The organism is Psychrobacter frigidicola (assembly GCF_007997305.1).
Lineage (GTDB): Bacteria > Pseudomonadota > Gammaproteobacteria > Pseudomonadales > Moraxellaceae > Psychrobacter > Psychrobacter frigidicola.
This window is the reverse complement of record NZ_VORZ01000004.1, coordinates 1-23,807: the sequence shown is the minus strand read 5'-3', so window position 1 is coordinate 23,807 and position 23,807 is coordinate 1. Positions and strand designations below refer to the sequence as shown.

The 23,807-nt window shown below is 42.5% G+C and carries 21 protein-coding genes; 12 read left to right on the top strand and 9 right to left on the bottom strand.

Translation table 11 applies throughout. The annotated features are described in order from the left end of the window. Nucleotides 1-140 precede the first annotated feature (140 nt). On the bottom strand, nucleotides 141-869 hold the full coding sequence (locus tag ES754_RS10890; RefSeq protein WP_147224232.1) for a dienelactone hydrolase family protein: 729 nt from the start codon (nucleotides 867-869) through the stop codon (nucleotides 141-143). 195 nt (nucleotides 870-1,064) lie between these two features. On the opposite strand from ES754_RS10890, the gene ES754_RS10885 reads away from it, so the two are divergent. Then, complete coding sequence (locus tag ES754_RS10885) at nucleotides 1,065-1,658, top strand: YcgN family cysteine cluster protein (RefSeq protein ID WP_147224231.1); 594 nt, start codon at nucleotides 1,065-1,067, stop codon at nucleotides 1,656-1,658. A 131-nt stretch (nucleotides 1,659-1,789) separates the two neighbouring features. Beyond that, entirely contained in the window at nucleotides 1,790-2,539 is a 750-nt protein-coding gene (locus ES754_RS10880; RefSeq protein WP_147224230.1) for a hypothetical protein, read from the top strand. A gap of 52 nt (nucleotides 2,540-2,591) precedes the next feature. Here ES754_RS10880 and ES754_RS10875 read toward each other — a convergent pair whose 3' ends face one another. Beyond that, nucleotides 2,592-3,935: an Lnb N-terminal periplasmic domain-containing protein gene (locus ES754_RS10875; RefSeq protein ID WP_147224229.1), complete on the bottom strand. Its 1,344-nt coding sequence runs from the start codon at nucleotides 3,933-3,935 to the stop codon at nucleotides 2,592-2,594. Between the two features lie 241 nt (nucleotides 3,936-4,176). On the opposite strand from ES754_RS10875, the gene ES754_RS10870 reads away from it, so the two are divergent. The 5 genes from ES754_RS10870 to ES754_RS10850 all read left to right on the top strand — a co-directional run bounded on the left by ES754_RS10870 (nucleotide 4,177) and on the right by ES754_RS10850 (nucleotide 11,562). Beyond that, nucleotides 4,177-5,076: a CBS domain-containing protein gene (locus tag ES754_RS10870; protein ID WP_147224228.1), complete on the top strand. Its 900-nt coding sequence runs from the start codon at nucleotides 4,177-4,179 to the stop codon at nucleotides 5,074-5,076. Nucleotides 5,077-5,369: 293 nt separating this feature from the next. Beyond that, nucleotides 5,370-6,944, top strand: coding sequence for an apolipoprotein N-acyltransferase (lnt, locus tag ES754_RS10865; protein ID WP_147224227.1), 1,575 nt, complete (start codon nucleotides 5,370-5,372; stop codon nucleotides 6,942-6,944). Between the two features lie 153 nt (nucleotides 6,945-7,097). Further along, the gene (locus ES754_RS10860) at nucleotides 7,098-7,511 is read left to right on the top strand and encodes a hypothetical protein (RefSeq protein ID WP_147224226.1); all 414 of its coding nucleotides are present in this window, start codon (nucleotides 7,098-7,100) and stop codon (nucleotides 7,509-7,511) included. A 241-nt stretch (nucleotides 7,512-7,752) separates the two neighbouring features. Next, nucleotides 7,753-9,315 (top strand): peptide MFS transporter, encoded by a 1,563-nt coding sequence (locus ES754_RS10855; RefSeq protein ID WP_147224225.1) that lies wholly within the window; start codon nucleotides 7,753-7,755, stop codon nucleotides 9,313-9,315. Nucleotides 9,316-9,741: 426 nt separating this feature from the next. Continuing rightward, on the top strand, nucleotides 9,742-11,562 hold the full coding sequence (locus ES754_RS10850) for an aminopeptidase P family protein (RefSeq protein ID WP_147224224.1): 1,821 nt from the start codon (nucleotides 9,742-9,744) through the stop codon (nucleotides 11,560-11,562). Between the two features lie 179 nt (nucleotides 11,563-11,741). Here ES754_RS10850 and ES754_RS10845 read toward each other — a convergent pair whose 3' ends face one another. The 3 genes from ES754_RS10845 to ES754_RS10835 form a co-directional block, all read right to left on the bottom strand. After that, a complete protein-coding gene (locus ES754_RS10845) occupies nucleotides 11,742-12,449 on the bottom strand; it encodes a hypothetical protein (protein WP_147224223.1) in 708 nt (235 codons plus the stop codon). A 108-nt stretch (nucleotides 12,450-12,557) separates the two neighbouring features. Further along, complete coding sequence (fabF, locus tag ES754_RS10840) at nucleotides 12,558-13,820, bottom strand: beta-ketoacyl-ACP synthase II (RefSeq protein WP_227678006.1); 1,263 nt, start codon at nucleotides 13,818-13,820, stop codon at nucleotides 12,558-12,560. Between the two features lie 309 nt (nucleotides 13,821-14,129). Continuing rightward, nucleotides 14,130-15,530 (bottom strand): anhydro-N-acetylmuramic acid kinase, encoded by a 1,401-nt coding sequence (locus tag ES754_RS10835; protein WP_147224221.1) that lies wholly within the window; start codon nucleotides 15,528-15,530, stop codon nucleotides 14,130-14,132. Between the two features lie 119 nt (nucleotides 15,531-15,649). Here ES754_RS10835 and tyrS point away from each other — a divergent pair, with 119 nt between their 5' ends. Both tyrS and ES754_RS10825 read left to right on the top strand, forming a co-directional pair. Next, nucleotides 15,650-16,861 (top strand): tyrosine--tRNA ligase, encoded by a 1,212-nt coding sequence (gene tyrS, locus ES754_RS10830; RefSeq protein WP_147224220.1) that lies wholly within the window; start codon nucleotides 15,650-15,652, stop codon nucleotides 16,859-16,861. A gap of 3 nt (nucleotides 16,862-16,864) precedes the next feature. Then, nucleotides 16,865-17,641 carry a TIR domain-containing protein gene (locus tag ES754_RS10825; protein ID WP_147224219.1) on the top strand — a complete coding sequence of 259 codons (777 nt, stop codon included), beginning with the start codon at nucleotides 16,865-16,867 and terminating at the stop codon, nucleotides 17,639-17,641. Nucleotides 17,642-17,768: 127 nt separating this feature from the next. On the opposite strand, the gene ES754_RS10820 is transcribed toward ES754_RS10825, so the two are convergent. Further along, nucleotides 17,769-18,605, bottom strand: coding sequence for an alpha/beta fold hydrolase (locus ES754_RS10820; RefSeq protein ID WP_147224218.1), 837 nt, complete (start codon nucleotides 18,603-18,605; stop codon nucleotides 17,769-17,771). Nucleotides 18,606-18,909: 304 nt separating this feature from the next. Between ES754_RS10820 and ES754_RS10815 the strand changes: the two genes are divergently transcribed. Continuing rightward, complete coding sequence (locus ES754_RS10815; protein ID WP_147224217.1) at nucleotides 18,910-19,149, top strand: DUF1653 domain-containing protein; 240 nt, start codon at nucleotides 18,910-18,912, stop codon at nucleotides 19,147-19,149. A 127-nt stretch (nucleotides 19,150-19,276) separates the two neighbouring features. Here the strand turns inward: ES754_RS10815 and ES754_RS10810 are convergent, their stop codons facing one another. Next, nucleotides 19,277-20,230, bottom strand: coding sequence for an alpha/beta fold hydrolase (locus ES754_RS10810; protein ID WP_147224216.1), 954 nt, complete (start codon nucleotides 20,228-20,230; stop codon nucleotides 19,277-19,279). Between the two features lie 153 nt (nucleotides 20,231-20,383). Between ES754_RS10810 and ES754_RS10805 the strand changes: the two genes are divergently transcribed. Then, nucleotides 20,384-20,641: a hypothetical protein gene (locus ES754_RS10805; RefSeq protein ID WP_147224215.1), complete on the top strand. Its 258-nt coding sequence runs from the start codon at nucleotides 20,384-20,386 to the stop codon at nucleotides 20,639-20,641. Between the two features lie 206 nt (nucleotides 20,642-20,847). Here ES754_RS10805 and ES754_RS10800 read toward each other — a convergent pair whose 3' ends face one another. Both ES754_RS10800 and upp read right to left on the bottom strand, forming a co-directional pair. After that, nucleotides 20,848-21,600, bottom strand: a complete 753-nt coding sequence (locus ES754_RS10800; RefSeq protein WP_147224214.1) for an SDR family NAD(P)-dependent oxidoreductase — start codon at nucleotides 21,598-21,600, stop codon at nucleotides 20,848-20,850. Nucleotides 21,601-21,645: 45 nt separating this feature from the next. After that, nucleotides 21,646-22,287 (bottom strand): uracil phosphoribosyltransferase, encoded by a 642-nt coding sequence (gene upp / locus ES754_RS10795; RefSeq protein ID WP_147224213.1) that lies wholly within the window; start codon nucleotides 22,285-22,287, stop codon nucleotides 21,646-21,648. 376 nt (nucleotides 22,288-22,663) lie between these two features. On the opposite strand from upp, the gene ES754_RS10790 reads away from it, so the two are divergent. Further along, a complete protein-coding gene (locus ES754_RS10790; RefSeq protein ID WP_227677840.1) occupies nucleotides 22,664-23,389 on the top strand; it encodes a DNA glycosylase in 726 nt (241 codons plus the stop codon). Nucleotides 23,390-23,807 lie beyond the last annotated feature (418 nt).

Genomic DNA, 23,807 nt, shown 5'->3' with positions numbered 1-23,807 from the left:
GTTTATATCGTACCGATAAAGCCTATTGTTATATTTATTTATAATGCATAAAAAAACAGAGCATGATGACCATACTCTATTTTTCCTAATTGCTGTTTTGCTGTTTTGCTGATTTAGCAGCTATTTAATTCCAGAAAATATTAACCTAAATTAGCTTTCATGAATTCAAGCATGTTGTCCCAGCTTTGTTTGTCAGCCGTTTCGTCATAGCCAAGATTAGGGTTATCGCGCTCGTCCGCTTTTGGATTGGTAAAGCCATGTTTGGCATTGTCATAAACATCGACGGTATAGTCAACATCAGCGGCATCCATCTCTTTTTTGAAGGTTTCAATGTCGTCCATAGTAACGATTGCATCATCTCGGCCATGGGCGATTAATACTTTTGCTTTAAAGTTTTTATCGGCTGGTTGTTTGGGAGAGAGGTCACCGTGGAAGGTAGCGACCGCTTTAACTGGCATACCTTCTCGCGCCATGTCTAGAACCACTTTACCACCGAAGCAAAAACCAATGGCGGCTAAGTTATCGCCGTCAACGGCAAGCTGATCGCTAAAATCATTGAGAATTAAACGGCAGCGAGCCATGAGCATCTCTTGGTCTGCCAATACTTGGTCATGCCACATCGTCGCCATCGCAGCGTCAGAAGTCATTTTGCCTTCACCATAAACATCCATAGCGACGGCGGCATAGCCTGCTTTTGCCAGACGCTCAGTCATCGTTTTTGAATGCTCAACTAAGCCCCACCATTCAGGGGCGACTAGGACGCCAGCGACTGGTTTATCATCTGCAGCATTTTCTGGTAGTGCGACATAGCTAATAAGCTGTACGCCATTTTCCGTAGTACTGATAAGCTCGAAAGTCTTAATTGACATGTTATTGTCCTTTTTTATAGTGTGCGTTTTTATTGTTAAATTTAGGCGTTGGGTTAGGGTATCGCGTAGTTTAATGAAGCCATTTATATATTTTAATGATTTGCATCTGACTTACCCGTTCTACCTTAACGCCCAAATCCAGCAAAAACAGCTATAATACTGTAACGCTGTTTATAAAAATGATACTGTGAATTTATGAGACTAAATTTGATACCACCCTTAGAACAAAATGCAAAGTTAAAGACAGAAGTCGATGATGGCATTGATGTTACTAATATTATCGACGCTACTGATATTAATACTAGCGATGCTACCTTACGTCCGCAATTTTGGTCGCGCTTTACGCTAAATGAGCTCAATCATAATGAGTGGGAAGCGTTGTGTGATGGCTGCGGTAGCTGTTGTTTAATTAAATATGTCGATGAGGACGAAAACGGTGATGTTGATGAAAATCTGGTTGAATATACTGATGTGGCTTGCCAGCTGATGAATTGTAAGACTGGCTACTGTCAGCATTATGATACTCGCCAAGATTATGTGCCGGACTGTATTCAACTGACAGTCGATAAGTTACCAACGATGATGTGGCTGCCAGCTCATTGCGCCTATAAGCGCTTGTATAAAGGGCAGTCGCTACCGGCATGGCATCTGTTATTGACTGAAGACGCGGTCGCAACTCAGCAGCAAATGCGCGCTGCTAACATTGGCGTAGCGGGGCGCTGCGTGACTGAGGTTGGTATGGATGATGAAGAGATGGAGACGCGGGTGGTGAATTGGGTAATGCCTTAACGAATATTTTAGTGAGCACATTAATTATTCAAGGATGAGGATATGAGGCATAGCTATTTTAATATAAACCTTTTCAAGCGTAGTTATTTAAAAACAGCTATCTAAAAGGCAGTTTATTATTAGGCGTTGCTTTGGTACTCAGCAGTTGCTCGAATACTTCTCCTTTGACTAAAAATAAAGGCACGCAAACCTTAACGCAAACCCAATTAATACCTACAAAATCTCCCACTCTTGTGACCGCTGTTAAACCAGTAGCGCATATTGTTGATTGGCAAAAGATAGAGGCGGCAGCCGATAAAAAGTATCAAGATGAGCCATTGGCTGATTATTATTTTAATATTTTGTCTAAAGAAGAAAGGAATGGCGCTCCTTGGTTTTATGCACAAGACTTTAATGTCTCTATTGAAGAGGCGCAGCGTCGATTGTTATTGCAAGGGATTAGCTCGCCACTGATTGAAGCTATTGCAGAGTACTTAGGCAGGGCGGTGGCGGCAATTTATTATGATAATAATGACACCGATGAATATTCTATTAAGGTGACGACACTGAACACTGTTAAAGCCGTCCCGCCAAAATATGTGTATCACTTTAAGCAAAAGGAATTTAGAAATTATTCGTTTCCTATTTATATTCAAGCCAGTAGTGATAAAACTCAAGAGCAGATTTTTGCATTGCAAGAAAAGGCTTGGCCTGAGATATTAAAGCGTTATCCAGACACTCAAACCATTGGCTTTAGCCCAATGACCAATACCATCAATGTCAGTATCTACACTAAAACGCATAATGAAAACGAGCGCCAACGTATAGAAAATGAGTTGACTGAATTGGTCGGTCACCCCGTTAAAGTAGAGTTTTGGGAGAATCGGTTAACAACACTTTAATGCTTTTAGTGCTGAAAACATTTATAGCGCCTCAGATTAGCCATTAAATTAATTAGTCATCAACTGCCCTAGCAGATTGGGCTTTTGACTCAGCCTCATCTAAGGAGTCAGCCAGCGGCGGAATAGGGATGCCTTGACGTATTTGGTCCGAGAACGTACTGCTATGACCATCACTGCTATCGCGATTATTAAAGCCTCTTACCTTGGGGTTGATATGAGTGCGCTCGTACCACTTGTCCATTGACCACGGCTGCGCACTTTGCTCAGGCTGGGTACTTTTTTCGGGACTGGCATCGAGCATGCCGATATCATATAGATAGTTTGGCAGCCAACCAGAAACCCAAATTCGATAATCCCACGGCAAGCGTTCACCGCTGATAACACGTGCCATATAAAAGATGATATTAGTACAGTTGCTGGTCAAAGTGTTATACCACGCAGGCTCAGTATTCAAGTCATCGGCGATAGTTAAATAAGACTCAAATAACGATTTTACCTCGTGCTGTTGCAGATGGCTGACGGGGAACAGATATACCTGCTCGCCGCGCGCGTTGGTACGCGTATAAATAATATCGCGCTCTTCAGCAGCAATAAGACTGAGCTCAAAGCGCTTGAAAAACCCTCCGAGCGCTGAAAAAGACTCGCCTTTTTCCTTACGAATCTCTAGCGATAATGATAGCGGCCTGTCGTCCTCAAAGCGGAAGCTGACCAAGGTATGGGCAATCAGTGGCCCCATCCAGTAAGAGTTAATCACATCTACGCCTGACAGCTTAGACATATCAATCGTGCGTGTCTCCCAGCGCTCCGTTGCCTCTTCATCGCCACTATACCAATCAAAGTTACGTACGTTCGATAAGGTAATCAGATCAGGATTGTTAGCATCACGGGTATAAGACATGATTTGACTGACATCCGGCTGCCAATCGCGCTGTTGCTGCGGGGTAATCGACATAAACCAGCCCGCACCAAGCAGCCAAACACCGACATATAATCCTGCCAGCCATTTGGTAGCCGTGCTTTTATTATAAATTGCGCCTTTATTAAGAGTTGTGCTGCCATTAGCATCGTCTTCAAAACTTTTATTATTAAACAGTTTCTTAATGAATGGCGTGTTACGCAGACGCTGGGGTAAATAACGCAAGACCAGCAGCGCGGTTAGTAGGCCAACAATAACTACCGTTGCAACCCATGCAATCGGAGCATGTGTGCCAAACTGATACCAAATAGCCATCAGTAACCAAACAGCAGATAACACAAGCGCCACTATAATAAAAAACTGCACAACAAAATACCAGCGTGTACGAGGCTGGCAAGCACCACTGTTACTAGGTTTTGCTAAATTAGAATTATTGGTGCGTGGCGATAATAGCCGTGCAAAAAACGAGCGACGTGACATAAGCGTAGATTAATCGAATTGAGGTTTTGACCATAGCAAAATTTATAACACACTGACAATACAATTTGGATAAATTTATCGTTGAATGTAGGTTAGGCTTGCGATAAAGTGAAACTAATTTAAAATGGTTTATTTATATTTACTACTGAATAAATGAATTTTATTTATTATTTTAATCTCCATATACCATTTTATGTCTTACTCTAATTGCCATTAACTAAAGAGGTTAACCCACACTACCATGTCTGACGACACTCCCAGCCCGAGTAGTTGGTCGATGCGCGGCTTAAAACGCTGGCTATCGACCGCCCCCGAAACTCGTGACGAATTGATTAGCTTAGTCCAGCAATCGCGCCAATTTCTAGAACCTGATACGGTTGATATGTTAGAAGGGGTGCTGGATCTACCCGCCACCCAAGTGCGTGAAATCATGACCCCGCGACCGCAGGTGATTGGTCTACATGAGAGCACTAGCCTTGCCGAAGTCATGGATATTATCCTTGAAACCACTCATTCACGTTATCCGGTATTCGATAGCCAAGATGATGATGCGGTTATTGGTATTTTACTCGCCAAAGACTTAATACCGCTCTTGGTACATATGGTGCGCGACGAAGACGAAAAAATTGATAGTAAACGCTTAAAGGACTTGGTGCGTCAGCCGTTATATATTAGTGAGACGGCGCGCTCGGACACTTTGCTACGCTCATTGCAGCGCACGCAAGTTCATATGGCCGTGGTAGTTGATGAGTTTGGTAACTTTGGCGGTGTGGTCACGATGGAGGACTTGCTAGAAGAAATCGTCGGCGATATCGTCGATGAGCATGATGACTTCGATGAAGACAGTGATATTAATAATATTGTTGTCCATCCAGAAAAGCCTAATACCTGGCGGATACAAGCCTCAACTGTGATTGAAGACTGTAATGATGAGCTGGGCAGCAGTTTTGATGATACTGATGTCGATACTATGGGTGGCCTAGTCATGCAAACTCTAGGTTACGTAGGCGACTTGGAAGGTGAAAGTGTACAGATAGACGATTGGAAAATTACCATAACTGATGTGGAAGGCCGCTCTATTCATGATTTAGAAGTCACTAAGACCGATCCCGATAAACAAATATTAATAGGCAGTCATTAATTTACAACTGTTAAGCATCATATAACGACTAATAATCAGCAAAAATTAAAAACACGATTCCGGTCGTGTTTTTTGCTGTGTAAGGGCTTATAAATTGGCTAAAAGCTTACGTAATAAGGCATGCAAATTTCTCCATTTATCCGTACAGGCTGTTATCATAGGCGGGTTTAATTTTGGCTGAGCCTTTAACACTATTAAACGTACTATCAAATAGCACTATAAAACGTAGTATTAAAGGTGAGTATTGCAGTTTGCCCTATAGAATTTAAGCTGTGTCATTTTGGATAATTAATATGCGCCTGTCGACTGTGGATTTACAAAAACGTCTGAATGCTAATAAGCGTAAAAGTATGCCGCTGTGGCTAACCTTGCTCATCGCTTTGCTGGCTGGAGCATCATTTATATTGGCGCTGGCCCCTTATGGCTTTTGGCCGCTAGCAGTAGCGTCACCAGCACTTTTATATGCGCTGCTATTGCCAGATATGAGCGGTAAGCGCGCCTTTATTATTGGTGAGGCCTACGGTACTGGGCTGTGGTGTGTGGGTGCCTTTTGGTTATATACTTCTATCCATGATTATGGGGATACGCCAGCATGGCTGGCACTGATTATGATTGCACTGATGGGTCTCGGTATGGGGCTGTTTCATGGTTTTTTAGCGCTGCTATTTAATCGGGTAGTTGGCAAGCAACCGTTGGCATTTGCAGCGCTTTGGATATTACAAGAGTGGCTAAAGACATGGTTGTTTACCGGATTTCCGTGGTTATTTGTTGGTTACGCCTTTACTGAGCAATATTGGCTATCATCTCTTGCGCCCGTTGCTGGGGTATTTGCGGTCTCTTTTGTGGCGGTGTTATTGGCGGCAAGTATGGTGGAGCTGTTACGTCGCCGTGGCGGTTATATGCTTGTCATTGCGGCACTTTTAGTCATTAGCACCTCATTATGGCTGATTAATCCACAATGGACGACGCCAAAAGGCACGCCTGATTTATCCGTCTCTTTAATCCAAGGTAACATTCCCCAAGATTTAAAATGGCTCACTGAATACCAAGTTGAAACTCTCAATATCTATGCAAAGCTAACCAGCACAGAATGGGGACGTGACATTGTATTGTGGCCAGAATCCTCTATTCCGATGTTTCAGGATGAGGCCGTTGGCTTTATCAATGAAATGGTCAAAATGGCTAAGGCAACTAATACCACTTGGGTGACCGGCATTCCGTATAGAGATAAAGCGGCGTTCAATCCTAGTACTGATAAATATCCACCATTTTATAACAGTGTAGTTGCACTGGGTGCTGAGGCTGATGGCTTATATAAAAAGCAACGTTTAGTCCCGTTTGGCGAATATATTCCTTTCGAGGGCGTGCTTGATATCTTGCCAAATTTAGCAGGCAGCCAAGATATTTTAAGTTATAGTCGCGGTAGTGACCAGCAGTCACCCCTGCGGGTACGCGGTCATAATTTGGGCGCAGCGGTTTGCTATGAAGTGGCGTATCCTGATACCACCCGTAAAAATGCGATTAATACGGACTTTTTATTGACCATCTCTAATGATGCGTGGTTCGGTACGTCAGCAGGGCCATTACAACATCTACAGATGGTACAGATGCGCGCGCTGGAAAATGGCCGCTGGTTTATGCGCGCGACTAACACCGGTGTTACGGCTATCATTGATCACAAAGGTCGTATTATTAAGCGCGCCCCGCAGTTTGAGCGTACCGTACTACGTGGCGATATTCAGGCGCGGGTCGGCAACACACCATTTATGCTGGCGGGCAATTATCCTATTTTGATTATTATCACGTTACTATTGTTATTAAGCTTTCTTGGTAAGCGTTCGAGTACACGCGCAGGCTTAGGCAAATAAGCAAATGTGCTCATAAAGCTTGTATTAGTAAGAACTTTCAGTAAGAATATTAATAATAATTTCTTTAAATAGTTAAGGGTTTTAACAAATAGGTACAAATTGCGATATAATACGCTAATATATTAAATATTTTTTGCGCAAGGTGAATCAGGTATGTCAGAACATATTGTCGAAAATAACCCTAAGAAAGAGTTTATGTTTGCCTTGGGCGGCGTTGCCTTATTCTTAGGTATTGTCTTACTTATTGGCATTTCAGGTTTCTTGCGCCCTGCGGGTGAGCACATTACCGCTGAACCAACTGAAGAGTCTGTAGCAGCTGATGAAGCAGCAGCGATTGCTGCTCCAGCTGCTGATACAACCGCAGAAGCAACCGCGCCAGAAGCGGATGCTACTGCTACTCCTTCTGAAGCAACTCCTGCTGATGCGACCGTCACGCCTGCGCCAAGTACGGGTGATGCGATAGTTCCTTCTGAATCGGGTACAGCGACAGCCTCTGGTGCGGTCGATCAAGCCGCGGTTGCTGATGATGCTGATTTAGTAGGTGATGCCGAAGTACCTGCGCAATAATATGTCCTAATGCCACTCTAGTAGGATAATAGCAGTAGGTTCAATACCTAAGTTACTTCTATAAAAAACTCGTTCACCAGTTACTGGTAGCGAGTTTTTTTGTGGAAAACTGTCCAATTAGTGAGCATTTTTTTCTTTACTTGTAAACGCTCTAGTGGAACAATACGACGTATATATGACCGCCTAACAGAATAATTACAGGCTTGGTCATCATTATAGTGGTATTTAAAGGAATAAATTTATGAGCACAGAGTCACAATCGGAATTTAGTGCCGCCGAATTAGCAGCGCTAGAAGATGGATTTATGGGACATCCCCAACCGTTGCGACCGTTATTTTTTACAGAGATGTGGGAGCGTTTTTCATATTACAGTATTCGTCCGCTACTGGTATTATTTATGGTGGCGACCGTTGGGAGCGGTGGCTTTGGTTTTGATGAGGTAACGGCCTCTGCTATCTATGGCATTTTCGCAGGCTCGTTGTATTTAGCTGCCGTACCAGGCGGTTGGTTAGCTGATAACTGGCTGGGTCAGGAGCGAGCGCTGTGGTGGGGCAGTATTATTATTGCTCTTGGTCATTTGTGTATTGCGCTATCCGCTGTATTTGGTATGACGCTGTTTTTCGTCGGTCTGATGTGTATCGTTTTGGGTTCAGGCTTATTCAAAACCTGTATTTCAGTAATGGTTGGTGCGTTGTACCCCAAGGGTGATGCACGCCGCGATGGTGGTTTTACCTTATTTTATATGGGAATTAATATCGGCGCGCTATTAGCCGCGCTTATTGTTGGGGTGTTTAAAGAGAAAGGCATGTGGCATGTGGGCTTTGGTGTTGGTGGTCTTGGCATGCTGGTTTCACTGCTAATTTATCGTTTCTCAGCTAAGAAAACTTTAAATCGTTATGCTCGTGCCAAAAATATTAATCCTGAATGGGAACAAACGACGGGACGCTTCAAAAACGTAGGTCGCTGGGTTATAGGCTTTATTGCTTTACTGATCGCACTCACTGTCTTAGTGTCTACAGGTATCATGCCATTTAATCCTGAAATGGTCGCACAATATATGACTTATATTATCGCAGCTGTAGTCATACTGTACTTTGTGGTTATGTTTCTATCACCACGGCTGGATAAAACAGATAAACTACGTTTGTTGATTTGCTTTATATTGATTATTGGATCGACGCTATTCTGGTCAAGCTTTGAGCAGCAACCCACTTCTTTTAACTTGTTCGCCGATAACTATACCGATCTTAATGTCTTAGGCTATGAGGTACCCAGTATTTGGTTTCAGTCACTAAACCCGTTGTTTATTTTAATGTTAGCCCCTATCGCTAGTATTATATGGGTTAAGCTTGGCAATCGAGGTCTTGAGCCGAGTAGTATGACTAAGTTTGCGCTTGGGATGTTGTTGGCTGCCGCCGGTTTTGCTTTGATGATATTTGCGTCTAAAAGTATCTTGACGAATGCGGGTGGCTTGGCGTCACCTTTATGGTTAGTGGGTAGTTTACTATTATTGACTATGGGTGAGTTAGCGCTCAGTCCTGTTGGTTTGTCGGCAATGACTAAGCTTGCGCCAAAAGGTATGCAAGGCCAGATGATGGGGCTTTTCTTTGCCTCGGTCGCCTTGGGTAACTTGGTTGCTGCCTTCTTTGGCGGTTACGTGTCTGCTGACAAAATTGAAGGGTTACCTGGTTTATTTATGACCATGACCGCCTTTTTGGTGGTTACCGCTATCTTATTATTGTTATTGGCAAAGCCTGTTAATAATATGCTGAAAAAGAGTGAGCGCGCTGATCAGCTTAGCTAGTTAATCAGATTTATTACTCTTTTTTTATAAAGGCCTTTTTGCGGACGCATCATTGTGAATGAGAGCCGCCTAAGTTGGGCAACACCAGACGTGTTACCATAACCGGTAGCACGTTTTTTTATTTAATTTGCTTGGATATTCTGATAAGGCTATTGAAACCTGACTGTCTGCCCAAACATCTAATAACGTGCTTCCGTAACAGAATATCTCTTGCACTCATCTTGCTATCTTTATATATCATGTCGCATTTATTCTCATCATTTTAATTTTAATAAATGAATTTATTTGCTTAGATTCAAATAATGCTGGTGGTACTAAATAATCTACATGAGTGCAACTGACTTAAAAAATGGCTACTTAATGACTGCCTACTATGTAGACGAGTAATAATAGAATACTTCTAAAAAATTAATAAGGAATACTCCGATGAATAAGCAATCCATTCATGATCGTATCGATAATTTGCGTGCCGCTCTTGTTGAGCAAGATTTAACGGCGATTATTGTCCCATCAGCCGACCCGCATCTCTCAGAATATTTGCCAGAATATTGGCAGGCACGCTTGTGGTTGTCAGGCTTCACTGGTTCTGTCGGTACTTTAGTGGTCACTGCTGATTTTGCAGGATTATGGACCGATAGCCGCTATTGGGTACATGCCGCTGATCAGCTAGAGGGTACGGGTATTAGCTTAGAGAAACTGGCTCCTGGTCAGCCTAATCATATCGATTGGCTAGCTGAGCATCTCTCTGAGGGCGATAGTGTTGCCGTTGACGGCAATGTATTGTCTATTGCGGAGCAAGATAAATTACTAACCGCTTTTGATGCCAATGACATTACTTTAATTACTGACCGTGATGTACTCACCGATATTTGGACAGACCGTCCAACACTACCGACGGCAAAATTGTACGTTCATGACGCACAGTTTGTCGCGCAATCAGCAGCCTCAAAGCTTGCTGCAGTGCGTAGCGGTATGAGAGATGCAGGTGCTACTCATCATTTATTATCGAGCTTAGATGATATCGCTTGGTTAACGAATTTGCGCGGCGCTGATGTTGATTATAATCCAGTATTTTTGGCGCATCTGCTCATTGATATAGAAGATACAGCCACCTTATTTATTGATAACAATAAAGTCAGTGCTGAGATTGAACAAAGCTTAACAGACAGCGGTTTTACCCTTGCTGATTATGAAGCGGTACAGGATGCTTTAGGCGCATTGACGCCTGAGAATTTATTACTATTAGATCCAAGCAAAATTGCTGTAGGTACGTTATCGAAAATGGTTGATAATGTGGGCTTTATGGAGCAAATGGCGCCCAGCTCATTACTTAAGTCAGTCAAATCAGATGCTGATATAGATCATGTACGTGAAGCGATGCGTCAAGATGGCGCAGCGTTATGTGAATTCTTTGCTACCTTTGAGCAGCGTCTGGCTAATGGTGAACGTTTAAGCGAGCTTGATGTTGATAGCATGCTGATAGAAGTGCGCAGTCAGCAGCCAAATTATGTCTCTCCAAGCTTTCCAACGATTGCAGGTTTTAACGACAACGGCGCATTGCCACATTATCGGGCGACGGCTGAGAAGTTTAGCTATCTCGATGTTAGTGAGGGCGAAGGGGGTTTATTACTGATTGATTCAGGCGCACAATATCAAAACGGTACGACTGATATTACTCGCGTGGTTGGTATTGGACAAGTGAGCAGTGAGCATAAACGTGATTTCTCAACCGTACTTAAAGCCCATGTGGCCCTTGCACGCGCTAACTTTCCTGATGGTATTGCCTCACCTTTGATTGATGCCATTTGCCGTGCGCCACTTTGGCAAGCGCAGATGGATTATGGTCACGGTACTGGTCATGGTGTCGGTTACTTCTTAAACGTACATGAAGGCCCACAAGTAATCGCCTACAGTGCCAGCACGCCAAAAGAGCGGGCGATGAAAGCAGGTATGATTTCAAGTAATGAGCCAGGTTTATACCGTGAAGGTAAGTGGGGCATTCGTATTGAAAACTTGATGGTTAATATGCCGGTACAGCAGCCTACTGAGACTGAATTTGGTAACTTCCTACATTTTGAGACGGTTACTTATTGCCCAATCGATACCCGTTTGGTAGATAAGTCGCTATTGACGGCAATAGAGATAGACTGGCTAAATAATTATCATAGCCAAGTCTACGCTGAGCTAAATAAGCGCGTTAGTGGCGTAGCACTTGAATGGCTCACTGAGCGTACCAAAGCGATATAATATAAGCCGTTAATAAGTTTAGTATTATTAAAAACAATATCATCATTAATAATGCTATTAAGAATAAAAAAGCACCCAGTAAACTATTTACTGGGTGCTTTTTTATTCGATGATTTTTATAATGCCTGCTATACAGTATTTGACAACAGGCCATTAAAGCTAGTTGCTGTTTATTCCAATTACTGCTGTTCTTTATTAGTACTAGTTGCCGTTTGTTCTTTATCACTGAGCTGACGAGTTATTTCATTGCGTAACCACGATTTTAAATCTTCAGACAATTGCGCCATTTGCTCACTTAAATAGTCATCGATATGCATTCCAAGCTCATGGATTAAATCTTCATTATCTTTACTCAATTTTGGAGCATTTGGTAAAGTCTCGGCTGTTGTACCTTGTTTGATGATATCAGGAATACTGTTTATTTGTAGAGCAGATAAAACTTGCGCTTTATTGCTGCTGCCACTGTTTTGGGTTTTATGAGTTGTCTCATTGTTAGATGTTTTATCAGTAATGCTAGTGGTGTTTTCTACTTTAGTTTGTTGTTCGTTCTCGATGTGTTTTTCGACTTTTTCAACAGTGTTTTTTTCTGGCGTTTCTTCCTTTTCCTCTTCTTTTACAGGTTGCAGTTCAACAGCTTGTTGTGCTTGCTTATCAGCAAACTCATTGGCGGCAGCTTGCTCGTTTTTATGAGTGTTATATAATTCTTCAAGATAGGCATCAAGATCAGGTTCGCTAAAAACGAAGGCTTCAAACTGAGTGTCGCGCTGTAGTAAGGTATTGATATCAGTCAATTCTTGCACAATCGCTGCACGTATTGGCTCTGGCGCTAGTGTCCAATGCTGATAAAATTGATGAGAAAACGAGTAGCTTGACATGGTCTCTTCCATAAATGTTCCAAAAATTACCCCTTATCATACGCAAATACGATAAGGGGCTGCAAGGGGACTAACGTAGTCAACCTAAAATCATTGTTATATTGATAGTATTGCCGAAGCTTACGACCAGCGGGCAAAAATTAATGAGCCGTTGGTGCCGCCAAAGCCGAAGCTGTTGGAGGCTGCGTAGTTCAGATTGTCAACTTTACGAGAGTGGTTGGCGACATAGTCAAGGTTACAATTGTCTTCGATATTCTCAAGGTTAATGGTTGGCGGTACTTGTTGGTTTTGTAAAGCCAGTACGGTAAAGATGGCTTCGATACCACCAGCTGCGCCCAATAAATGCCCAGTCATTGACTTGGTTGAGCTTACTAAGATGCTGTCTTTCACGCTAGAAAATACGGTTTCGATGGCCAGCGATTCAGCGACGTCACCGGCTGGGGTACTGGTACCGTGGGCGTTAACGTAACCAACAGCGGAGGCATCTATACCGGCATCATTAAGTGCGTTTTGCATAGCACGTGCTGCACCGCTACCATCTTCTGGCGGCGAGGTAATATGGCTGGCGTCATCACTCATTCCGAAACCGACCACTTCAGCGAGTATCGTCGCGCCGCGAGCTTTAGCATGGGCAAGGCTTTCAAGTACCATGACGCCTGCGCCATCACCCAGTACAAAACCATCACGGTCTTTATCGAAGGGGCGTGAGGCGCGGGTAGGCTCGTCATTGCGGGTTGATAGGGCGTGCATGGCACCAAATCCTGCCATGCCCAGCGGACTTGAGCCTTTTTCGCTACCACCAGCGACCATCACATCGGCATCGCCATAGACGATTAAACGTGCGGCTAAACCGATAGCATGGGTGGCTGTAGTACAAGCAGTTGCAGTGGCAAGGTTAGGCCCTTTAAGCGTATGCTTAATAGCGACCAGACCCGCTGCCATATTAGCAATAGAGCCAGGGATAATAAATGGCGAGACTTTTCTAGGGCCTTTGTCATTGAGCATTGCGCAGCTGTCTTCAATGGTTTGAATACCGCCAATGCCTGATCCTAAAATGACACCAAATCGTTCCTGATCGACATTCTGTACGGGGACATCATCGGCGCTAACGGTCGCAATGAAGCCGGCGTCTTTTAATGCCATCGACGTTGCCGCTACGGCATATTGCATGAACTTATCATAGCGGCGCGCATCTTTTGCACTCATATATAGCTTGGCATCGAAATCTTTGACTTCGCCTGCAATTTGAGCGCGATAGTCACCTGCATCAAAGTGTGTAATCGTTGCGATACCGCTTTCACCATTTAATAACCGTGTCCATGTGCTTTCAACGTCCAGTCCTAACGGGGTAACTGCACCCATACCTGTGACGACCACCCGCATATCGTCAGAGCGCTCGAAATGCGGCGGCTTATGACGCGGTTTATGAGGCGATTCTGCGTTAGCATTGTTGGCGTGCAATGTCGGTGAACTGTTATGTTGGCTCATGCAATATATCCTGTTCTTTGCGGTCCTAAAGGAATGGGCTTTCTGATTTCATACAGCTATTACGCCGTTACACTGCGTTATTTATAGCGTTATATCAGTATTTTAGCAACTATTATAAAGCACATAAGTGTACGGCTGTAAACTTAATAGTCATCATTATTATCTGAGAAGGCTAGATAACGTTAAAAAGTAGCTGAAAAGGGATTAAGCAAAACAAACCTGTCCTAATACCACGCCTTTATTAGCACCAGTCACCGCAGGCAAGTTACCGGTTTCACCCATTAGCGTTTGCCGTGCCAACCACGCAAAGGCAACGGCTTCTACCCATGCCGGGTCGAGTCCCAATTGGGCAGTAGTGTCTACAATGCAATGCGGTAGATGCGCTTGCAGCCTAGTCATTAAATAATCATTAAGCGCACCGCCACCGCAGATATAAACTGCACTTTGTACTTCTTTGTTTTTTATAAACTGGCTAATTTGGTTACCGGCTGTCATCGCGGTCAGCTCAGTCAACGTCGCTTGCACATCGGCTGATGAATAGCGCGTGTTGGCAGCAGCTTGATCAAATTTTTGTAACTCGTCCTGTAGCCACGTTAAATTAAAATCTTCGCGCCCGGTACTTTTAGGATGCGTTTTAGTAAAGAACGGATGGGTTAACAATTGGTTCAGCAAAGTTTCAATCACTTGTCCCGATTCTGCCCAAGTACCGCCAGCATCATAGTTTTTGCCAGTATGCAGCGCTGCCCATGCATCTAATAATAAATTTGCAGGGCCAGTATCGTAACCAACGACTTGACTATGCGTTTGCTGAGTGTCTGTTTGCTGATTATTTATCTCATTGCTAGCGGTCGCTGGCAAGACGGTTATATTAGCAATACCGCCTAAATTGAGCAGCACACGAGTAGTATTAGTCGCGGCAAATAGAGCGTGGTGAAAAGCGGGTACTAAAGGTGCACCTTGTCCACTGACCGCCATATCGCGGCGGCGAAAGTCACTGACCACACTGATACCGGTACGCTCAGCAATAATATTGGCATCCACCAATTGTAAGCTAAAGCCCATTTGTGGACGATGACGTACCGTTTGTCCGTGACAGCCAATCGCTAAGACCGCTTCCGCATCAATATTGGCTTGCTGCAATAAAATATTCACCGCTTCACTGGCGAATTCCCCATATTCACGACTTGCCCAACCGAACCAATCCAGCTCGCTATTTGGTTCGTCAGTTTGCGAGGTCAAATCGTTCACACCATTGGGCTGACACAATGCCAATAATACTTCACGTAAACGCAGTGGAAAATCTTGGCTATAAGTCGCCAATAGCTGCATAGGCGCATCTTTATTTTCATTGTTATGGTTATCAGTACTATCATCAGAATTAAATTGACATAACACTGCATCCATACCGTCTAAGCTGGTACCTGACATTAGGCCGATATATAAACCGTCATCGAAATTTTCAAATACAGTTTGTTCAAGCGCATCGGTAAGCGTAGCATAATTCAAATCATTACTATCTGGTCCATCGCTGTTGTTTAATGGTGGATTATTATCTGACAATACCGTTTGCTGGGTATTATTAGGAGTAGGTGCGGGGTTGGTCATGGCAATTTACCTCAAAAAACGCTAGTATATCTGCCAAATTCTAACATTTTTACACACCTTTAAGGTTCTAAACCTTGCAAAGGCGTTAACCGTTCAATAAAGACAATAAAGAGACAACTATGACTGACCACTCATACAGCCTAGAAGAACAACTTGAACTTATCCAGCGCGGTACTCAAGAAATATTATCGCAAGAAGATTTAGTCGATAAGTTGAAGCAAAACCGTCCGCTACGTATCAAAGCTGGCTTCGATCCCACCGCTCCTGATTTGCATTTGGGTCATACCGTATTGATTAATAAGCTCAAGCACTTTCAAGACTTGGGTCATGAAATTTATTTTTTAATCGGTGACTATACCGCTAAGATTGGTGATCCTTCTGGCAAAAACACCACTCGTCCGCCATTAACGGATGAGCAAATCCAAGCCAATGCCAAAACTTATGCTGAACAAGTATTTAAAATTTTGGACAAAGAAAAAACTCGCGTAGTCTTTAACTCCGAATGGTTTAATGATATGTCAGCCGCTGATATGATTCAACTTGCCAGCCAACAAACGGTATCAAGGATGCTTGAGCGTGATGACTTCTCTAAACGCTACGCGGCACAAACACCCATTTCTATCCATGAATTTCTCTATCCCTTAGTTCAAGGTTATGACTCTATTGCCCTAAAAGCCGACGTTGAGCTTGGTGGCACGGATCAAACTTTTAACTTGCTTATGGGTCGTACCTTACAAGGGCGTTATGGTCAAGAGCCACAAGTTTGTATCACCGTACCAATTTTGGAAGGTTTGGACGGCGTTAACAAAATGTCCAAATCCTTGGGCAATTACGTGGCTATTTATGATGCCCCAGGCACCATGTACCAAAAAATTCTATCAATGCCAGATACCTTAATCCGCCGTTACTATGAGTTTTTGAGCTTTAAACCAATGGATGAAGTTGAAGCTTTAATAGCAGAGATGGAAAACGGTCGTAACCCACAAGAAATCAAACGTATTCTCGCCGAAGAATTAATTGAGCGTTTTCACGATGCCGATGCTGCCGCTAATGCACACAAATCAGCCGGTAACGTCTTAGCAGATGGCGAATTACCAGTAGATTTACCAGAAGTGACGTTAGATTTAGAAGGTCAAGATGCATTATTTATTGCGCAAATACTTAACCAAGCTGGACTTGCTAAAAATAGCTCATCTGCTAAAGATATGTTAAAACGTGGCGCGGTAAAAGTAGATGGTGAAGTAGTCGATGGCGGCTTTAGCTTAACGGCTGGGCAAACGGTTGTTATCCAAGCTGGCAAAAAAGCTTATGCTAAGGTGACGGTGGGATAAGACATGGATAAGATTTTAATGCTAGAAGAGATAAACAAAGAAGTTAAAGGTTTACAATATAGTGATAATAAAAATTCTGAGAAACTTCTTTCCAAAATTAGTGTTCTAGTTGAAAAATTTTTCGATTCCAAACCAAAATATATAAATGAGTTATTTTCAATTAGACACTTTTTAAATGGCTTTAATTGCCGTGGAAATGAAACTAGGAAAGCAGCAAGCTGGAAAAAAGGTAAAGAAAAGCTTGAGAATTTAATTATGACTTTAATTTATGATATGAATATTTCTAAAAATTCAACAGGTGAACAAGTAATATCCGTTCTTGATAACCAAAGTAAATGCTCAAAAGTTTTTATTGTTCACGGTCATGATGATGGTGCTAAGAATGAAGTAGCAAGGTTCATTGAAAAACTAGGTCTTGAAGCTATTATTCTTCATGAGAAAACCAGCTCTGGAGATACAATTATAGAGAAAATTATAAGATATTCAGATGTTAGTTTCGGAATCGTTCTTTATACTGAATGTGACGTTGGAGGAGTTAAAGCTCTGCCACAAACTCTTAATCCAAGAGCTAGACAGAATGTTGTTTTTGAACATGGCTTTTTAATAGGTAAGATTGGCAGAAAGAATGTTGTTGCTCTTGTTAAAGGTGACGTTGAAAGACCTAATGACATCTCGGGTGTTGTTTACGAGTCTATGGATACAAGTGGTGCTTGGAGATACAGTATTGCTAGAGAAATGAAAAGCTCTGGTTACGATGTGGATATGAATAAAATAGGCTAGAATAGTTATTTCTAGTTAGGTATAAACTTAAAAAATACTACTTTCTAGTCATTATCTTTTCAATACTAAATCCCCTATAAAAAAAGCGACCCATCAAGGTCGCTTTTTATTTATTAAAGAGAGGCAATTAAGCATTTAAAAAGGCAATTAATACTCGGTTGAATTCTTCTGCATGAGTAACATTGATACCGTGCGGGCCACCTTCAACAATGTGTAGCTGACTGTCTGCAATCATATCGTGCGAGCGCTCACCACTGACCTCAAGCGGCACGATTGCATCGGCATTGCCATGAATAACTAAGGTAGGCACATCGAATTTCTTCAAATCTTCACGGAAATCGGTATAAGCGAATGACTTTACACACTCATAGGTAGCTTTAGGGGAGGCATACGCGGCAATATCGCGATTGTATAAACGCAGTGGTTTGCTGACTAACAACTTACCGTCTTTTGGGGTAAAAAAGTTCTTCGTAAAGTCATTTAAAAAGGCAATACGATCACCGCTTATTCCCTCTAAGAATTGCTGAACATCTTGCTCTTGCATACCGCCATCAGGATTGTCATCGGCCTTAAATAAGTAAGGTGGTACAGCAGAAGCTAACACCGCTTTGCTAATCCGATCTGAGCCATACAGACCAAGATAACGGGCCACTTCACCGCCACCCATCGAGAATCCAACAATGGCTGCATCTCGTAAATCTAGCTCATCTATCAGGGCTTTTAAGTCTTGCGCCAAAGTATTATAGTCATAACCTTCCCATGGTTTAGAGGATTGGCCGAAGCCGCGTCTATCATAAGTGATAACTTGATAACCCGCCTCAATAAGTGCAGATACCTGCTTCTCCCATGCACGGCCACTGAGCGGCCAGCCATGAATTAGGACGACAGGTTTGCCAGTACCTTGGACCTCGTAATACAGCTCGACGGGTTGATCGGCTTGAGTGGCAACGGTAACGTAAGGCATATTTTTATCCTTTTAAAATTATTATATTAAGAGATGAAGTAATGATGTCTATTACTAAGTAATATCAGTTTTCTATTTTAGTATAGAGACAGGTGCAGGCAATTACTAGGACGTGTTGTACAGGCATGGTTGCAATGCTCTTCTCAAAATGAAGGGGTAATAGCAAACTACAAATTTATAGATAATAATGACGCTTGGTAGTTTTAGTCAGTTGTTAGCTAGTAAAGAAAATAAAAGCATCAGGTTCTGGTATATACGATATTTTGCTACACTACTTCCAACTTTGTTAAATATAAGTAATTTTATGATTCAACCAACTAAAAATACCATTCCCCAAGGTATTTACCGCCATTACAAAGGCAATCTGTATCAAGTCTTGCACACCGCGCATCATTCTGAAACCGAAGAGGCACTAGTGGTTTATCGTTGTCTTTACGGTGAATATGGTGTTTGGGTGCGACCATTGGCGATGTTCGCTGAAGTCATTACGCGTGACGGCAAGCAAATACCACGATTTGAGCTGATACAGTATTTAGCAGATTAAGATAAGACAATGAGCGGGGCAGTACATGGAGAAACCGACTAGTGATACAGGCATACCTGTACCCTTCATGTTGTTTTTTCATCAATGGATTGGCGGCTCCTTTTGATTTGTCATTAGCGCCCATCTTTTAACTCGCCTCTTCTAAAAAATTTTTCAACACCCTAAAAAACTTAACTGGCGCATCCATCGGCACAGCATGCCCTGATTTTGGTAATATTTGCGTAGTGGCATTTGGTAGTATATCAGTCAAACGCAGCTGCCAATCTGGATTATAAAGCTGCGAGCGACCGCCAATAAGTAGAGTCGTCGGAATGTTCACGGTTTCCAAAGTGTTACGATAGTCATAAGGCAGCTGGATATAAGCTTCTAAACAGCGTAATTTATGCTGCCAAGTTGAATGTTCTTGTAGCGCGATTTGATGCGGAGCACGCTGGCTCAGTATTTTTACCAATAATTGCGAGTGCTTACGCCCAATAGAGAGCAAAGAAAATGTTTGCTCCATCTGTAGTAAGTCAACTTTCAATCTATAAGGCAGATGGCGAAAGTCGTTAATATGCAGGTAAGGTGCGCTGTTGGTGATTAACTTCTTAAAATAATCAAATAATTCTGTTTGCCGTGTACCAAATAATCCACCTTGCCAGTCTCTCTGATTATGAATGATAGGTGCTTGGTCGATATTTAAATAGCGACTAACATGACTAGTGCCAAAATGCTGAAAGTAAGCCCACATCACCAGCGCTCCCATAGATATTCCAGCGACAGGTATCTCCTTTATGCCTGCTTGAGCAGTGATATATTGCAATACTTGCTGAGTATCTGACGCGTATTGCTTTATAAAATCAAAGCTTGGCAACGTTAAATCAGTCGCCAAACCAAACCCACGAAAATGCGGTAAATAAAAAGTATATTTCTGAGCTAACGGTAAAATAAAGGGCAAAAACTGCCGCGCATCCATACCAAAAGCGTGCAGTAATAGTACTGGCTGACCGCTACCAATGACCGAAACAGGAAGCCGTGTCCCATCAGTGCCAGCGACAGTCATGGTGCGTAGTTGATATTGATTTAAAACCTTGTTAATCATAGTGCTGTACCATTCTAGCCTCACCAAAGTATTTATTTGGGTTTAACAATCACTTTCATTTTAAGGTCACTGTAAGGTCGGTGTTCGCCATAATCTATACTTATATTATCAATGTAAGACTGTTGTATTAAAAATAAAAAAGGACGATGCGTGATGAGTAATCTAACGCTACCGGAACTTGATAGCAGTCCTTATCCGCAGAATTCCGCCGTGAGCTCATGCGTTTTTACCCAGTATCTACCATTAGGAAAAACACTATTCGTAGTAGGTACGATGCCTAAAAGTGCACGCCGTGACAAACTCTTTATCATTACGATTAATCCAGCTATTGCCGTCATGGCCATGCAAAAATTAAATCAGCCTGCTAATAAATCTCCCACCATAAAAATCAGGAACTTATTATTAATCTGATAAACGTGAAGGGTAAGCAGGTGTCGGGGTTTGCGATACGCCATAATAAACGTACCAGCGATCGCACTCGTAATGAGGTATTGATTTTGGATTTTAATGACTTGCGGTTAGTAGCTGAACAGAGCGTGGGCAGAAGCAATATAGACCGTTCTATATTGCTTCGTTGTTGTGAATTACGTTAAAGGTTGCTGTCGCATTCTAACTATTTAGCTATCCTGCTTTGCAATTGTCAATCCGTTATACGTCTGCGCGACCGGCATAACTTCCAAACGATTAACGTTAATATGAGCAGGGGATTCAATTAGCCATAGTAAGATATCGCCAACATCGTCACCGGTCATATTCTTAAAGCCGTCATAAACTTTGGCTGCCTTGTCATCGTCCCCGTGATAGCGTACGTTTGAGAACTCAGTCCCAGCCACATTACCCGGCTCAAGATTGGTTACCCGTACTTGAGTACCGACTAAATCTGCGCGCAAGTTTAAGCTGAACTGCTTCACAAATGCCTTCGTTGCACCGTACACATTACCACCATAATACGGCCAACTACCGGCGATAGAACCAACGTTAATGATATAACCACTATCACGTGCAACCATTGCTGGCAGGACAGCGTGCGTTAGTCCCATTAGACCTTTGATATTGGTATCGACCATCTGTATCCAATCATCAAGATTGGCATTTTGAGCAGGTTCTGTCCCCAGTGCCAGTCCGGCATTATTAACAAGGACATCGATTTGCTTAAAATCATCTGGCAGATCAGCAATTATCTGGGGAAGAGAAGCGATGTTACTTACATCCATAGCGACTGGTAAGAACAGCTCACCTAGACTTTCGGCTAGGATATTGAGTTTATCTAAACGTCTGGCACAACCAATAACCCGATGACCTTTGGCCACTAAAAGCTTGGATAGCGCTTCACCGAAGCCTGCGCTTGCACCTGTAATTAAAATATTCATTATTTATCCTTATTATCTGATATTAATTTATGGCAATTATTAACGTTAACCTTGTTTGGTACCAAAGATTTTATCACCTGCGTCGCCAAGACCAGGAATGATATAACCATGGTCATCCAAATGGCTGTCTAACGCTGCTGTATAAAGGGTTACGTCAGGATGTGCCTCATTAACCAAGCGAACCCCTTCAGGCGCTGCGACGAGTACTAATGCTTTAATATTTTTACAGCCATGTTTCTTTAGCATCTCAATAGTAGCAATCATAGATCCACCAGTTGCGAGCATCGGATCAATGATGATTGCAGGACGTTTATCCATATGACTGACAAATTTCTCAAAGAATGGTACGGGCTCCAAGGTTTCCTCATCACGCTGTAAGCCAACCACGGATATTTTAGCCGTTGGAATCAAATCGAGCACACCATCTAGCATGCCAATACCAGCACGTAAAATAGGTACAATCGTCGCCGTCTTCCCGATAATTTGCTCACCAGTAATCTCACCACACCAGCCTTCCATGGGAAAGGTTTCAATCTCAAAGTCGCGGCTTGCCTCATAAGCCATCAAGCGGGCAAGCTCTTTGGTTAAGGTACGGAACTTATAGGTGCTACAGTCCTTTTCACGCATCAAACTGAGTTTATGACGGACTAACGGATGATCGATTACGGTAATTTTTAGGTCGCTCATAAGTACTCTCTTAGTTTTAGTGTGCTGAGTTTTGGTGTTTTTCTTGGGTGATACTTAATCTCATACGATAGAACATATAGGTATCTAGATAGCTAGTTATTAAACAAATGCACCGCAGCGTGATATTTTCAAATGGGTTGTTTCATTAGTAAATTTAACTTTTTAATTGTCACTATCACTAACAAATCGCGCCTTGACTCTATAGGCTGAGCTTTTATAGTAATAAGAGATAAATCAATCCAATTAGTAATTATAAATAGCGGTTCATAGCAAGTCTCACCGCAATACAATATAGCTATATTAAAGTCATCACGCTTTAGGCAGTTTCTATGTTTGCTATGATACCAAAAAAACACCTTTTCTAATGAAGAATATCATGACCAAACCACTATCAAATACTCACACTGATCAATCAAAACCTGCTAACGACTTTGTATGGTCGCAAACCTTAAATACGGAATCAGCAAATGAATCAGCAAATATAGAAACGCATCCATTCGGCCCCGTTTTACCACCAGATGCGACCGTCATGATGATGGGTAGTTTTCCACCTACCGCTGATAAGTGGGCAATGAGATTTCACTATCCTAACTTTCAGAATGATATGTGGCGTATTTATGGGCGCGTGTTTTTTGATGATGCGGATTATTTTAGAGTAGGGGATGAGAAACGCTTTGATCCTGAGCGTATCCGCGACTTCATGTTTGAGCGTGGTATAGCCTCTTGCCCTACAGTAGTACAAGCGATTCGCGAGACTGGCAATGCTTCTGATAAAAACCTAACGGTTGTCACAACCGTTGACTTAGATAGCATCTTGCCGCAGGTTCCAAAAGTCGAGGCATTATTTACTACAGGAGGCAAGGCCACAGAGGTACTACTTAACTTACTCAACACACCACCAGCTAAATCCAAGTACCCTAAGACCAATCAAAGTATCGACTATCCTTACCAGTCGCATGATGTTCAACCAAGTTACAAGGCAGAGAAAGTTCACGATTTGACTTTATATAGGTTGCCCTCTACCTCACGTGCCTACCCATTAGCGTTAGATAAAAAGGTCGCTGCTTATAAAGAGTTTTTTGCGAAGGTAGGTAAGCTATAAATAGAATATAAAGTAGGAAGTAGATATGTAAAAAAGAACATTATCGATCAATAGACTGAAATTAGTTAATGATGAGTAGGTGATGGTTCTAACCTACTGATTAATATCGTAGTATTAACATAACCAGTCACATCGAATAATTAAATCTCTCTAACCCCCTTGACCCTCCATCAAATGTGCGTATAATGCGTCCCAGTTGGAAGGGAAGGCGTTTTTGGAAGTGGTTTACCACTGAAAGAAGTTAGCCAAATAAATTACTTTTAATTAGAACGATTTATTCCTTGACACCAACTTAAAAGCGTCTATAATACGCCCCTCAGCAAGGGAGAGCAGCGACATAAGTAACACACTTATAACCTGACTCACTTACTGAAACGAATTAGAACAAAGGGTTGACAGACTTACATTTTATGTTATA